A 13,746-nucleotide genomic window follows, 5' to 3' on the forward strand; every position below is an offset into this window, starting at 1 on the left:
CGAGGATCGCCCGGCGGCTACCCCTGCTGCGCCAGCGCGAACGGCAGCACGCGCGTGGCCCCTGCCTTCCGCAGCAGCCGGCCGGCGACCGTGAGCGTCCACCGGGTGTCGACGAGGTCGTCCACGAGGAGCACCGGGCGCGGATCCGCCGCGAGGTCGTCCGCCAGATGCGCCGGCACCTGGAACCGCGGGTGCACGCGCCCCAGCCGGTAGACGCTGTTGCCGCGCGCGGCGCCGGGTGCCCCCGGATCCACGAGGTCGAGGGACCCGAGGAACGGCAGCCGCCCCACCTCCGCGATGCGCTGCGCGAGGCTCCCGACGAGCTGCGGCCGGCTCGCCGACGGGACGTGCACGACCGCGCGCGGTCGCTCCGCCCAGCCCCACTCGGCGAGCACCCGCACGCACGCGGCGACGAGCGCGTCGTCGACCGGGGCATCGTCCGCGCCGGCCGCGAAGACCGTGCGGAGGCGCCCGCCCCAGCCGAGGTCGGTGAGACGCGCGAGGGCGCGCCCCTCGTCGACCTGCTCGCCCGCGGCGATGGCTCCGCTGAGCGGCACGCCGACGCTCGACGCGCCCGTGGGCCAGCGCAGCCGCGGCTCGATGGGCAGCCCGACCTTGTCGAGGGCCTGCGACGCCGTGGCCGACGCCTGCTGGTCGAGGGAGGACGGGTACCACGCGCCCGCGCACCGGTCGCAGCGGCCGCAGGGGGCCGCGGTGTCGTCGTCGAGCTGGCGCTGGAGGAACTCCATCCGGCAGCCGAGCGTGGTCTCGTAGTCGAGCATCGCCTGCTGCTCGCGCACGCGCGCCGCGGCGACCTGCTCGTACCTGGCGCGGTCGTAGACCCACGGGACGCCGGTGGCCGACCACCCCGACGTGTCCCGGCGCACGGCGCCGTCGACGTCGAGCACCTTGAGCAGGAGGTCGAGCCGGCTGCGCGAGAGGCTGACCCGCGACTCGAGCGCCGGCACCGACAGCGGCCGGTCGCTCTCGCCGAGCGCCTGGATGACGGCGGCCGCCTGCTGCTCGTCCGGCATGGAGGCGGTGGCGAAGTACTGCCAGATGTCCGGGTCCTCGCGGCCGGGCAGGAGCAGCACGTCCGCGTCGGCGGATCCGCGCCCCGCGCGCCCGACCTGCTGGTAGTACGAGACGGGCGACGACGGCGCCCCGAGGTGCACCACGAAGCCGAGGTCGGGCTTGTCGAAGCCCATGCCGAGCGCGCTCGTGGCGACGAGCGCCTTGACCTCGTTGCGCTGCAGCTCGCCCTCGGCCTGCTCGCGGTCGGCGGGGTCGTCGCGGCCCGTGTACGCCTTCACCGCGTGGCCGGCGTCGCGCAGCAGCCGCGCGGTGTCCTGCGCGGCGGAGACGGTGAGCGCGTAGATGATGCCGCTGCCCGGCAGCTCGTCGAGGTGGCTGAGGAGCCAGCCGAGCCGGTCGCGGCTGCTCTCGAGCCGCAGCACGCCGAGGCGGAGCGACCGGCGGGCGAGCGGCCCGCGGATGGTGACGACGGGCACGCGGTCGGTCTCGACGACGCCGGCGCCCGCGGATCCCACGCTCAGCTGCTCCTCGACGTCGGCGACGACGCGGGAGTTCGCGGTGGCGGTGGTGGCGAGCACGGGCACGCGCTCGTCGACGGAGGAGATGAGGTCGCGCAGGCGCCGGTAGTCGGGCCGGAAGTCGTGGCCCCAGTCGGAGATGCAGTGGGCCTCGTCGACCACGAGGAGGCCGAGCCGGGCGCGGAGCGCGGGCAGCTGCTCGTCGCGGAAGCGCGGGTTGTTGAGGCGCTCGGGTGACACGAGCAGGAGGTCGACCTCGTCCGCGTCGAGCGCGCGCAGCAGGTCGTCCCACTCGTGGGCGTTGCTGGAGTTCATGGCGACCGCGCGCACCCCGGCGCGACGGGCGGCGGCGACCTGGTCGCGCATGAGCGCGAGGAGCGGCGACACGAGCAGCGTGGGGCCGAGCCCCTGCTGGCGGAGGAGCAGGGTGGCGACGAAGTAGACGGCCGACTTGCCCCACCCGGTGCGCTGGACGACGAGGGCACGGGAGCGGTCCTGCACGAGGGCCTCGATGGCCTCGAACTGCCCGTCGTGGAAGTCGGCGCCCGCGACGCCGACGAGCCGCGAGAGGTGCTCGCGGGCGGCGGACCGGAGGTCGGAGAGCGCGGCGGAGGAGGGCGGCGTGGCGGTGTCGGGCATGCGGCCATGCTCCCATCCGCCCCCGACCGCGGCGTCCGGCGGCGACCCCATGGAGGGACGGATCCGTGACGCCCGAGCTGGGGAGGGCTACCGCTCGGGGGCGGATCCCGGCTCGATGGCCCGCGGCGCCCGGGCGGGTCCCGCGGCGCGGGCGGCCTGCACCGCCTGCTCGGCCTGGAGCTGCTTCATCCGGGCGAGCGACGCGTAGTGCCGCTCCTCCTCCTCGAGGTCGGCGAGCTGCTGCTCGGTGCTCCGGACCCGACGGTCGACGGCCGTGGCGGCGCGCTCGTACGCGGCGCTCCGGTCCGGCGGGCCGACGGGCTCGCGCCGCGCGTCCCAGTCGTGGCCGACGCAGAACCAGACGATGCTGCCGATGAGCGGCAGGAAGACGATGAGCAGGATCCAGACGAGCTTCGGCAGGTGCTTGACCCGGTCGTCCGGGCGCGTGATCAGGTCGACGAGCGCGCACACGGCGACGAGGAGGGGGAGCAGCCCGAAGAGGATCACGGTCACGGAGCCTAGGGGCGGAGCCGTGCCGGCGGAAGGCCCTTGCGCGAATGGGGACGCGGGTCCGGCGACCCCGCGATTCGCTCAGTGGACACTCACCTCGCATCTGTCAGGTGTTCAGGAGCCCCCCGTCCTACAGTCCAGGCGAGGGCCGCACCCGGTGGCCTCAGTGAGGAGGAGATCATGGGTCTCGACGACAAGATCAAGAACGCTGCTCAGGACATCGCGGGCAAGGCCAAGGAGGCGCTCGGCGACCACAAGGGCGACGAGAACCTCAAGGCCGAGGGCCAGAAGGACCAGGCCGCCGCGTCCGCCAAGAAGGCCGGCGAGGACGTCAAGGACGTCTTCAAGTAGAGCCAGACCAGCAGCGCCAGGAGAGGCGGCGACCCCACGGGTCGCCGCCTCTCCTCATGTCCGGGCCGTCACGGCGCGGCGGGAGCCCCCGACGCCGCCATGATCCGCTGCACCAGCTCCGCGTCGAGCACCGCGACCTCCTCGCCGTCGCCCTCCGCGTGCGCGCGGACCACGACCGAGGTGACGCCGCCGTCCGGCCGCACGTCGACCACGAGGAACCCGGATCCGCGCACGATGCGCTCCGTGCCCGGCTCCGCCGCCACGTCCGTCTCGTTCGCGACGCCCGGCGCCACCAGCACGGGCACGCCCGCGAGCGACCCCACGATGTGGTGGTGGTAGTGGCCGGAGAGGATCACGCGCACGTCGCTGCCGCGCACGATGTCCGCCAGGCGCTCCGGCCCCTGCAGCGCGAGCGACTCGTGCAGCGTCGTCGGCGCGGGCACCGGCGGGTGGTGCAGCACGAGCACCGTCCCGTTCTCGGCCGGGGTCGCGAGCAGCTCGCGGAGCGCGTCGAGCTGCTGCTCGCGGAGCGCGCCGTACCCCCTGCCGGGCACGGAGGTGTCGAGCGTGACGATGCGCCAGCCGTCCACGATCGTGACGCCGTCGATGGGCGGCACGGCCGCGGGATCCCGCCCGTCGTCGGTGCCCGGGCCGCCGTGCCCGTCGCCGAGCACGAGCCGGAAGCCGGAGCGGACGTCGTGGTTGCCGGGCGAGAGGACGACGGCGGCGCCGCGGCGGGCGGCCCACGGATCCAGCCGCTCGCGCAGGAGCGCGTACGACTCCGGCGTGCCGTCCTCCGAGAGGTCGCCCGAGCCGACGAGGAGCCGCACGTGTGGGACGCGGTCGGCCTCGACGAGGACGCGGTCGAGGGCGGCGCCCGTGTCGACGACGCCCTGGTGCAGGCCGCCGTCGCGGAGGAGGTGGGTGTCGCTGAGGTGGACGAGGCGCAGGGATCCGGGAGGCAATGCGTGCATGCGCCGACCCTACGGCGGTCGGCCGACACCGCGGAGGACGGCCGGCGGACATCGGGTGACGCCGCCGGCTGCGCCCTGCTGCCGCGCATCCCCCGGCGGTAGCCTCGTCTCCACGACGAGAGGGAACCCCATGGCGACGCGCGACGAGATGGACTGCTGGCTCACCGACATGGACGGCGTGCTGGTGCACGAGAACCAGGCGCTCCCGGGCGCGGCGGCCCTCATCCAGCAGTGGCAGGACCAGGGCAAGCCCTTCCTCGTGCTCACGAACAACAGCATCTTCACGCCGCGCGACCTCTCCGCCCGGCTCCGCGCGTCCGGCCTGCACGTTCCCGAGGAGTCGATCTGGACCAGCGCGCTCGCGACCGCCGCGTTCCTCGAGCAGCAGATGCCCGGTGGATCCGCGTTCGTCATCGGCGAGGCCGGCCTCACCACCGCGCTCCACGAGGCGGGCTTCATCATGACCGACACGAAGCCCGACTTCGTGGTCATCGGCGAGACGCGCAACTACTCGTTCGAGGCGATCACGCGGGCGATCCGCCTCATCAACGGCGGCGCGCGCTACATCGCGACGAACCCCGACGCGACTGGCCCGAGCGCCGAGGGCGTGCTGCCCGCGACGGGCGCCGTGCTCGCGCTCATCTCGAAGGCGACGGGCAAGGAGCCGTACATCGTCGGCAAGCCGAACCCGATGATGTTCCGCTCGGCCCTCAACAAGATCGGCGCGCACTCCGAGAGCACCGGCATGATCGGCGACCGCATGGACACCGACATCATCGCGGGCATCGAGGCGGGCCTGCACACGGTGCTCGTGCTCACGGGCATCAGCGACCGCGCCGAGATCGAGCGCTACCCGTTCCGGCCCGACGAGGTGCTGTCGGGCGTCACCGAGCTGCTGGATCCGGAGCCGGTCGAGTCCGAGCTCTGATCAGCGGGCGGCTCCCCGGGCGGCCAGCCGCTAGGGGACGACGGGCGGCTGCGGGACGCCGATGCTGGCCGTGAAGGTGCCGCCGCCCGCGCGCGAGACGAAGCAGTAGACGTCGCGGTCGCCGGCCGTCCACTCGTCCTGCGTGATCGGGTACGCCGACTGGTACTGCACGTCGTCGTAGGCGCGGGCCGCCGCGTAGTCGATCACGGTGTCGGCGATGCAGAGCTCGTCGGCGGAGTCGCGCACGGCGTCCTCGCCGGGGAAGGCGTCGCCCGTCTGCGGGAGGGCGACGCGCGCGACCATCTGCGCGTGGTGCTCGGAGCCGCAGTCGACGACCGTGAACTCCTCCTCCCACGGCGTCGCGTACGGGTCGATGCACTCGCCGCCGAGCAGCGCGTCCCACGCCTGGACTCCGGCCGCGGCCGGGCCCTGCACGGGATCCGTCGGGGTGGGCGACGGGGTCGGCGTGGCCTCGGCGGTCGCGGTCGCGACGGGGGCCGCGTCCGGCGCGGAGCCGGATCCGAGCCGCTGGCCCAGGTAGAAGAGGCCGACGAGGAGCAGCACCAGGAGGATCGCGCCGCCGACCCACAGGCCGGTGCGCCGCGGACCGCGGGGCCCGCGCGGAGGCGCGGCGGCGGGAGGCGCGGGGACGCGGGGCGCGGGCGGGGCCGCATAGGGCGGCGGGACCGGCGCGGGACGCGGGGAGGCTGCCGGGACGGCGACCGTCGGGGCGTCGCGGTCGGGGCGCGGGGCGGCGGCGGCCGCGGCGGCAGCTGCTGCCGCCGCCGCACCGGCGACGGGAGCGGCCGCCGGGAGGACGCGCGTGCGGTCGTCGTCGGTGTCGTCTTCGTGGGAGTCGGCGGACCGGTCGTCGGCGTCGGGATCCGCTGCGGCGGGGGCACGCTCGTCGCCCTGATCCGTCGCGACGTCGCCGAAGAGGAGGGCGATGGCGTCGATCGGCTCGGCGTCGGGGGCGTTCGACGGCGCCTCGTCGGTCGGGTCGGCGGCGGGACGGGCGCCGGGATCGGTCGGCGGGATCTCGTCGCGCGGCTCGGCGTCGCGCGGCTCGGCGTCGCGATGGGGCGCGCGGTCCGGGTCGGACTCGGGCTGGGGCTCGGCGATCGGCGAGGACAGCACGGCTGTCTCGGGCGACGCCGCCGGCTCAGCGGAGGGCTGCGGCGAGGACTCGGCCGCGGATTCGGGCTCGGGCTCGGGCGCGGCCTCCAGGCGATCCGCGTCCGGTGCCGCGTCGACCGGCTCGGTGGACGCGGCGGCGGGGGCGGCGGCAGCCGGTGCGGCCGCAGCCGGGGCGGATCCTGACGCCCACGCCATGGCGGCGGCGCGCGCCGCGGCGGCCGCGGGGGCGAGCGGCGCGGGGGCCGCGTCGTCGACGATCTCGGCATCGGCATCGGCATCGGCCGACGCGTCCACGTCGACGTCCTGCTCAGCCCACGGCTCCACGGCCGGCGCGGGGGCGAACTCGCTCGCGTCGGGCTGGACGGGATCGTCGACGACCTCCGCGTCCTCGTCCATCTCGTCGTCGCGGAGCGGCGTCAGCTGCACGGAGTCGTCGGGCTCGTCGGGCCCGGCCTCGGCCTCGTCGGCGGGCTCCTCGACGAGCTCGGCGTCGACCACCGGCGCGTCGGAGGGGACGACCGGGAGGGCCACGTCCTCCCGCGCGTCGTCGACCGGCTCGAGCACCAGCTCGGCGGGGGCGTCGTCGAGCGGCGCGGGATCCGCCTCGACCTCGCCGGACAGCACCTCGCCCGTGAGCGGCTCGCCGGGTGCGTCATCCGCGGGGGCGGACACGTGGTCGGGATCCGGCTCGCCGGGGAGCTCGACGTCGCCCGCGACGACGGGCGCGTCCGCGATGCCGGGCTCGGGGGCAGGCGCCTCGGGGTCGGCGTCGGCGTCGTGGGGGTCCGCGCCGGGATCCATCTGGTCGAGCGGCGCGACGCGCGCGTCGTCCTCGGTCGGGTCGAGCGGGACGATCCCCGCGAGGATGTCGCCGTCGGCGGGCGGGGTCGGGTCGGCGGGCGCGGGATCCACGCCGGCGTCCGGGGCGTCGACGTCGACGTCGGACGCGTCCCGCTCATCGGGCGCGGGGTCAGCCGACCGGCCCCAGCCGATCGGGGCGAGCGGCCGCGCGGGGCGCTCGCGGTCGGCGTCGGTCGCGGGTCGGATCGCGAACGGGTCGTCGTCGTCGCGACCGCTGCCGGATCCGCCGCCCGGCGCCTGCCCGCTCACTAGGCCAGCCCCAGGTCCTCGAGGCCGATCGCGTACAGGTAGCGGTGGCCGGCGGCCTCGATCACCTCGCGGGCGTCGGTCGAGCGGTCGACGACCACGGCGACCGCGGCGATCTCGGCGCCCACCTTCTCGAGCGCCTCGATGGCCTTCAGCGGGGATCCGCCGGTGGTGGAGGTGTCCTCGACGACGATGACGCGCTTGCCCTGGAGGTCCGGGCCCTCGACCTGGCGGCCGCGGCCGTGGTCCTTGGGCTCCTTGCGCACGACGAACGCGTCGTACCCGCGACCGACCGCGGCGCCCTGGTGCAGGATCGCGGCGGCGATGGGATCCGCGCCCATCGTCAGCCCGCCGACCGCGGCGACGTCGGGGACGTCCGCGATGAGGTCGAGCATGACCTGCCCGATGAGCGGCGCGACGCGGTGGTCGAGGCTCACGCGGCGGAGGTCGACGTAGTAGCTGGCCTTCTTGCCGCTCGTCAGCGTGAAGTCGCCGTGGAAGACGGCGTCCCGCTTGATGTGGTCGATGAGCTGCTGGCGCGCGTCGGAGGTCGTCACGCAGCCGATCCTACGGGCGGGGGACCGCGCCGCCCGGTGCGACGGGCGGGCGGGCCGCCGACCGGATCAGGCGTCGGGCCCGGTCGGCAGGCCGAAGACCGTGCCGACCGCGGCCACGTCGTCGCCGCCGTGGCCGGCCGCGGACGCCTCCGCGTACGTCTCGCGGAGCGCCTCGAGCATCGCGGTGTCGAAGTCGTGCGCGTCGGCGCCGTCGAGCGCGGCGAGCATCAGCGTCACGTCCTTGAGCAGGCCGTCGAGCGCGAACGACGGCGCGAGCTCGCCGGACAGCATCGCTCCGCCCTTGAGGTGCGCGTACGGGGTGTCGGCCGCGCCGCCCGCGATCGCGTCGAGGAAGAGGCGCGGCTCGACGCCGAGCAGGCGCGCGAGGCCGAGCGACTGGCCGGTGGCCGCGGTGATGGAGGCGATCCAGGCGTTGCACGCGAGCTTGAGGGCGGATCCCGGTCCCGCGTCGGTGCCGGCGACCACGGTGCGCGAGCCGGTCGCCTCGAGGACGGGGCGGGCGACGGCGAGGTCGTCCTCGGATCCGGAGACGAGGTGCACGAGTAGGCCCTGCTCGGCGGGGCCGCGCGTGCCGAGGACGGGCGCGTCGACGAAGCGGAGGCCGTGCTCGGCGGCGAGCGCGGCGATCCGGCGGGTGCCCTCGACGCCGACGGTGGAGGACTGGAGCACGACGGCGTCGGCGCGGAGCGCGGGCGCGACCTCGGCGAGGACCTCGAGCACGGCGTCCTGGTCGAACAGCATGACCACGACGACGTCCGCGTCGCGCACGGCGTCGGCGGCGCTGTCGGCGACGGTCGCGCCGTCCTCGACGAGGGGCGCGGCCTTCTCGGCGCTGCGGTTCCAGACCGTGAGCGGCAGGCCCGCGCGGAGGATCGAGCGGCTCATGCCGGATCCCATGACGCCGGTCCCGAGGAGCGCCACGCGGGGCGGTCGATCGGACGTGGGAGCGGATGCGGATGCGGGCACGGCAGCGGTGTCGTCGGTCATCCCCCGACGGTACGCCCGCCGGATGCGAGCTCCCGGGACGCGGCGCGGGATGGACCCCCGGCGGCCCGCGGACGCCGCGGACGCGACGACGGGCCGCCCGTCACGAGGACGAGCGGCCCGTCTGGGACAGCGCGATGGATCAGACGGCGGGCGCCTCGACGGCGTCGTCGTCGGATCCCTCGCCGGGCAGCACGATGTCGGCGACGGTGACGTCGACGCGCGTCACCGGGCGGCCGACGAGCTCGGTCACGGCGTCGGAGATGGCGGCGCGCACGTCGGCGGCCACGTCCTGCAGCGGCACGCCGTACTCGGCGACGAGGGTCACCTGGAACGAGACGCCCGCCTCCTGCGCGTCGACGGCGATGCCCTGCGTGAGGTCGGTCTGGCCGATGCGGTCGCGGAGCTGGCCGATGACGCGGGCCGCGCCGCCGCCCAGCGCGTGCACGCCCGGGATGTCGCGGACGGCGAGGCCCGCGACCTTGGCGATGACGCCGTCGGTGACGGTGGTGTCGCCCTCGGCGAGGACCGCTCCCGTGATCCCGGTGCTCGCGGGCGCGACGCGGGTGACGTCGGCGGGGGTGCTGGTGTTCTGGTCGCTCATGCGGTTCCTCCTCGTGGGTGCCCGTCTGCGGGGCGCTGCTGTGGTACTCATGGATGCGACGGACGGACGACGGCGATCGTCACGGATGGATCGCGGATCCACCTCGTCTCCCAGCGCACACGGAGGTACGGCATGGCCCTCTCCTCCTCCTTGACGGACGCGGGCGACGGGATCCTCGCCGAACGCGCCGCCGACGGCGACGCCCGGGCCTTCGAGGTGCTGGTCCGCCGGCACGCCCCCTACATGCGCGCGTTCGCGATCCGCCTCACGGGATCCCGCGCCGACGCCGACGACGCCGTGCAGGAGGCGCTCATCACGGCGTGGGACCGCCTGCCGACGCTCGAGAAGCCCGACCGGGTCAAGAGCTGGCTGCTGCAGATCGTCAGCCGCAAGTCCATCGACCGGATCCGCGCCCGCCGCCCCGCCGACGACATCGACGACCACGAGATCGCGGACCGGCTCACGTCCCCCGAGCGCGACGCCGAGACGTCGTCGCAGATGCGCGCGCTGGCCGGTGTCCTCGATGCGCTGCCCCGCGAGCAGCGCGAGGTGTGGATGCTGCGCGAGGTGGGAGGCTTCTCCTACGAGGAGATCGCGGAGAGGCTGGGCGCGACGCCCTCGACCGTGCGCGGCCGGCTGTCCCGGGCGCGCACGACGGTGATGACGAGCATGGAGGCATGGCGATGAGCGGCATCGGACCGGGCGGGGGACCCGCGGTCGACGCCGACGGCGAGCCCCTCGACATGGCGGCCCTGGCCGACTACCTCGACCGCGGGCGCACCCCGCGCGTCGCGGCCTACGAGGACGACCCCGAGATCCGCAACGCGCTGCGCGCCCTCGAGCACATGCGCGACCTCGGCCGCGAGCTCGTGGAGATCGAGGCGGAGGAGCAGGACGCGCCGGGCGACGACTTCTTCCGCGGCGTGCTCGCGCACATCAGCCGCGAGTCGCGCGCGGGACGCGACATCCCGCTCTCGCACCCGGATCCGGCCGTCCACCTGGCGCTCACCGAGGGCGCCGTGCGCACCCTGGTGCGGCAGGCCGGCGACGAGGTGCCGGGCGTCCTCATCGGCCGCTGCACGCTCGACGGCGACGTGACGCGCGCCGGCGAGCCCGTGCGGGTGGCGCTCACCATGAGCGTCGTGTGGGGGGATCCGCTGCCCGAGCTCGCGCAGCGCGTGCGGGAGCGGGTCCACGCGGCCCTGCTCCGGCACACCGAGCTGCGCGTCGAGGGAATCGACGTGACCGTGGTGGACGTGCAGGCGCGTCCCGTGCAGGAGGAGGCCGGAGATGACCCTCGACGATGACGCGCCGGCCGCCGTGGCCGCGCCCCTGCCCGGAGCCGCCCCCGTGCCCGTCCCGCTCCCCTCCCCCGGCGACCTGTCGCGCGACCTGACCGCGGTGCTCCGCGGCGTCGCGGGCGTGGCCGACGTCTACGCGCCGCGCTCCCCGATCCTGCTGGCCGCCCAGCAGGTGGTCGAGGGCGTCGTGGCCGGATCCTCCACGGCCGCCGAGCAGCTCGTCACCGTCGAGAGGGGCGAGGGCACGGTCGACGTCGAGGCGTCCATCGCGGTCGACGCGTCGAGCCGCGCGAGCGACACCGCGCGGGCCGCCGTCGACGCGATCCGCGCCCGCCTCGCCGAGTCCGTGGGCGAGGACGCCGCCGCGCGCGCGGCCGTCACGGTGCGCGTCGGCAGCATCGGCTGACCCGCCCGGCGGACGGCCGCCCCGCCCGCTCCCGGTACCGTTGACGCATGCGCGTCGCCACCTGGAACGTCAACTCCATCCGCACCCGCGTGGGCCGCGTCGTCGACTGGCTCGTGCGCGAGGACGTCGACGTGCTGGCCATGCAGGAGATCAAGTGCAAGCCCGAGCAGTTCCCGATGGAGGCGTTCGAGGAGGCTGGCTACGAGGTCGCCGTGCACGGCCTCAGCCAGTGGAACGGCGTCGCGATCGCGAGCCGGCTGCCGCTCGAGGACGTCGTGACGACGTTCGAGGGGATGCCCCGCTTCGGCAAGCCCGACGCCTCCGGGCGGTCGCCGCTCGAGGCGCGCGCGATGGGCGCGACCGTCGCGGGCGTCCGCCTCTGGAGCCTCTACGTGCCCAACGGCCGCGCGCTCGACGACCCGCACTACTCCTACAAGCTCGAGTGGCTCGGGGCGCTCGCGGCCGACACGCGCGCCTGGCTCGCCGCGGATCCCGCCACCCCGCTCGCGCTCATGGGCGACTGGAACGTGGCGCCCCTCGACACCGACGTCTGGGATCCCGCGCTCTTCGAGGGCAAGACCCACACCTCCGAGCCCGAGCGCGCCGCCTTCGCCGCGTTCCTCGACGCCGGGCTCGCGGACGTCGTGCGGCCGTCGATCCCCGAGGGCTACACGTACTGGGACTACCAGCAGCTGCGGTTCCCGCGGGATGAGGGCATGCGGATCGACTTCATCCTCGGGAACGACCGGTTCGCCGAGCTCGTGGACGCGCCGCGGATCCACCGCGACGAGCGCAAGGGCGACGGTCCGAGCGACCACGTGCCGGTGGCCGTCGACCTCGACGTGGAGACCGAGCTCGACGACGACCGGCCGATGATCTTCTGATCCGCCGCCTGTCCGCGTCGCGGTCGCGACCGGACCTCCCGCCCCGGCCGATTCCGGCCCCGCGGGACGCGACCCGTAGTCTCGTGCCGTGACCCCCGACGACGACGCGACCCCGGAGCGCGGCCGCCGCGCCGCCCGCGGACGCCGCTCCGCCGCCCCGACGGCCCGACGCCGCCGCCTGCCGGAGGTCCCGCGGATCGCCCTGCCGACGCTCCCCCGCGGACGCGGACGCGGACGCGACGCCTCCGACGACGACGACGCGCCCCGCGGCGCACGCGCCACGCGCGATCGGGAGGCCCGCGACGACGATCCCGCCGGCCCCGACTGGCTGCCCCGCTGGATCCGCCGGATCGACCGCCGCGTCCTCGTCACCACGCTCGTCTCGATGCTCGTCGCCGCGATCGTCGGCGGCAGCATCGCCGCCCTGGGGCTCGGCCTCATCTTCGTCACCGACGCGTGCGACGTGGACGCGTACGTCTGCGACGACTCCCTCTTCACCATCGGCTACGCGCTGTCGGTGGCCGGCCCGCTGATGCTCACGGGGATCGCCGTCATCGTGGCGCTCGTCGGCATGATCCGCGGGCGCACCCGGCCCTGGCTGGTGCTCCTGATCGGCGTGGGCGCGTCGCTCGCGGCCTACATCCTCGGCGCGGTGCTCGTGCTCGTCGCCGTGCCCGGGTCCTCCCCCCTCACCTGATCCCGCGCGTCCGCCCGGCGGCCCGCCGCCGCGGGGGAACGGCCTCGGCGGTCCGCTAGCGTGGGAGGTCCGGCGCGCCTGACGCGGATCCGGGGTACGGCCGCGCATGCGGCATGCGAGGGGGCGGTAGTGGACAGCGGACGTGTGGCTCTGGTCATCGAGGACGACGGCGACATCCGCCAGCTGCTCGAGGTGGTCCTGCGCCAGGGCGGCTTCGAGGTGCACTCCGCCGGCACGGCGACCGACGGGGTGCGGCTGGCCGAGGAGGTCTCCCCCGACGTCATCACGCTCGACGTCGGCCTGCCCGACTTCGACGGCTTCGAGGCCGCGCGCCGCATCCGCCTCGTCAGCGACGCCTACATCGTGATGCTCACGGCGCAGGGCGAGGAGGTCGACACCCTCCTCGGCCTCGAGGCCGGCGCCGACGACTACATCGTGAAGCCGTTCCGCCCGCGCGAGCTCCGCGCCCGCATCTCCGCGATGATGCGGCGACCGCGCGGCGGCGGGGAGACGACGGCGACGCCCGCGGCCGGCGTGCCGGCGGCCCCGGACGCCCCTGCCCCCGGCGCGGCCCCCGACGCGGACGAGCCCGTGCAGCCCGCCGCCTTCGCGACCACGACCGTCGTCGCGCCCGCGATGCCGACCGAGACCGCGCCGACGGACGACGACGTCCTCCGCCACAACGGCCTCGAGCTCGACGAGGGCACCCGCCACGTCACGGTCGACGGCGAGCCGGTGGACCTCACGCGCACCGAGTTCGACCTGCTCGCGTCGATCCTCGCGAGCGGCGGACGCGTGCGCACCAAGGGCGACCTCGTGCGCGACATCCGCAGCGGCTCCTACGCCGTCTCCTCCTCCACCGAGCCCGAGGAGCGCGCGGTCGAGGTGCACCTCGGCAACCTGCGCCGGAAGCTGCACGACGACCCGCGCGAGGCGCGGTGGATCCAGACGGTGCGCGGCGTGGGCTACCGGCTCGCGCCGCCGCGCGGCTGAGGCGTCGGGCGTCGCGGGCGCTCGGAGCGATCAGGGGCTGCCGGCTGCCGCGGGACCGTCGGGTCCCGCGGCAGCTGCGCCGTGGAGCGGGCTCCCCTCG

15 protein-coding genes are annotated in these 13,746 nt (G+C 75.6%); 8 read left to right on the forward strand and 7 right to left on the reverse strand.

Annotated elements, in window-relative coordinates; translation table 11 throughout:
- Positions 1-17: 17 nt before the first annotated feature.
- Both FGI33_RS11015 and FGI33_RS11020 read right to left on the reverse strand, forming a co-directional pair.
- Positions 18-2,192, reverse strand: a complete 2,175-nt coding sequence (locus FGI33_RS11015) for a RecQ family ATP-dependent DNA helicase (protein ID WP_119434589.1) — start codon at positions 2,190-2,192, stop codon at positions 18-20.
- An 87-nt stretch (positions 2,193-2,279) separates the two neighbouring features.
- Positions 2,280-2,705: a PLD nuclease N-terminal domain-containing protein gene (locus FGI33_RS11020; RefSeq protein WP_237581885.1), complete on the reverse strand. Its 426-nt coding sequence runs from the start codon at positions 2,703-2,705 to the stop codon at positions 2,280-2,282.
- A 177-nt stretch (positions 2,706-2,882) separates the two neighbouring features.
- On the opposite strand from FGI33_RS11020, the gene FGI33_RS11025 reads away from it, so the two are divergent.
- On the forward strand, positions 2,883-3,053 hold the full coding sequence (locus FGI33_RS11025) for a CsbD family protein (protein ID WP_011931706.1): 171 nt from the start codon (positions 2,883-2,885) through the stop codon (positions 3,051-3,053).
- A gap of 68 nt (positions 3,054-3,121) precedes the next feature.
- On the opposite strand, the gene FGI33_RS11030 is transcribed toward FGI33_RS11025, so the two are convergent.
- The gene (locus FGI33_RS11030; protein ID WP_119434590.1) at positions 3,122-4,027 is read right to left on the reverse strand and encodes a metallophosphoesterase; all 906 of its coding nucleotides are present in this window, start codon (positions 4,025-4,027) and stop codon (positions 3,122-3,124) included.
- Positions 4,028-4,157: 130 nt separating this feature from the next.
- Here FGI33_RS11030 and FGI33_RS11035 point away from each other — a divergent pair, with 130 nt between their 5' ends.
- Positions 4,158-4,955: an HAD-IIA family hydrolase gene (locus tag FGI33_RS11035; RefSeq protein WP_011931704.1), complete on the forward strand. Its 798-nt coding sequence runs from the start codon at positions 4,158-4,160 to the stop codon at positions 4,953-4,955.
- A 30-nt stretch (positions 4,956-4,985) separates the two neighbouring features.
- Here FGI33_RS11035 and FGI33_RS11040 read toward each other — a convergent pair whose 3' ends face one another.
- The 4 genes from FGI33_RS11040 to FGI33_RS11055 all read right to left on the reverse strand — a co-directional run bounded on the left by FGI33_RS11040 (position 4,986) and on the right by FGI33_RS11055 (position 9,365).
- Positions 4,986-7,202 carry a septum formation family protein gene (locus FGI33_RS11040; protein WP_237581887.1) on the reverse strand — a complete coding sequence of 739 codons (2,217 nt, stop codon included), beginning with the start codon at positions 7,200-7,202 and terminating at the stop codon, positions 4,986-4,988.
- Positions 7,202-7,756, reverse strand: a complete 555-nt coding sequence (pyrE, locus tag FGI33_RS11045) for an orotate phosphoribosyltransferase (RefSeq protein WP_015489215.1) — start codon at positions 7,754-7,756, stop codon at positions 7,202-7,204. Before pyrE ends, FGI33_RS11040 begins: the two co-directional genes overlap by 1 nt.
- Before the next feature lie 66 nt (positions 7,757-7,822).
- A complete protein-coding gene (locus tag FGI33_RS11050; protein ID WP_237581888.1) occupies positions 7,823-8,764 on the reverse strand; it encodes an NAD(P)-dependent oxidoreductase in 942 nt (313 codons plus the stop codon).
- Between the two features lie 139 nt (positions 8,765-8,903).
- Entirely contained in the window at positions 8,904-9,365 is a 462-nt protein-coding gene (locus FGI33_RS11055; protein WP_119434931.1) for an Asp23/Gls24 family envelope stress response protein, read from the reverse strand.
- Positions 9,366-9,497: 132 nt separating this feature from the next.
- Between FGI33_RS11055 and FGI33_RS11060 the strand changes: the two genes are divergently transcribed.
- From FGI33_RS11060 to FGI33_RS11085, 6 genes are all read left to right on the forward strand, one after another.
- Positions 9,498-10,052: an RNA polymerase sigma factor gene (locus FGI33_RS11060; protein ID WP_119402748.1), complete on the forward strand. Its 555-nt coding sequence runs from the start codon at positions 9,498-9,500 to the stop codon at positions 10,050-10,052.
- Positions 10,043-10,672: an Asp23/Gls24 family envelope stress response protein gene (locus FGI33_RS11065; protein WP_237581889.1), complete on the forward strand. Its 630-nt coding sequence runs from the start codon at positions 10,043-10,045 to the stop codon at positions 10,670-10,672. The genes FGI33_RS11060 and FGI33_RS11065 overlap by 10 nt, the downstream gene beginning before the upstream one ends.
- Complete coding sequence (locus FGI33_RS11070; protein ID WP_237581890.1) at positions 10,656-11,072, forward strand: hypothetical protein; 417 nt, start codon at positions 10,656-10,658, stop codon at positions 11,070-11,072. The genes FGI33_RS11065 and FGI33_RS11070 overlap by 17 nt, the downstream gene beginning before the upstream one ends.
- A 47-nt stretch (positions 11,073-11,119) precedes the next feature.
- A complete protein-coding gene (locus FGI33_RS11075) occupies positions 11,120-11,956 on the forward strand; it encodes an exodeoxyribonuclease III (protein ID WP_119435723.1) in 837 nt (278 codons plus the stop codon).
- Positions 11,957-12,044: 88 nt separating this feature from the next.
- A complete protein-coding gene (locus FGI33_RS11080) occupies positions 12,045-12,653 on the forward strand; it encodes a hypothetical protein (RefSeq protein WP_237581891.1) in 609 nt (202 codons plus the stop codon).
- A 129-nt stretch (positions 12,654-12,782) separates the two neighbouring features.
- The gene (locus FGI33_RS11085; protein ID WP_237581892.1) at positions 12,783-13,646 is read left to right on the forward strand and encodes a response regulator transcription factor; all 864 of its coding nucleotides are present in this window, start codon (positions 12,783-12,785) and stop codon (positions 13,644-13,646) included.
- Positions 13,647-13,746: the final 100 nt, after the last annotated feature.

Source organism: Clavibacter phaseoli (assembly GCF_021922925.1).
GTDB lineage: Bacteria > Actinomycetota > Actinomycetes > Actinomycetales > Microbacteriaceae > Clavibacter > Clavibacter phaseoli.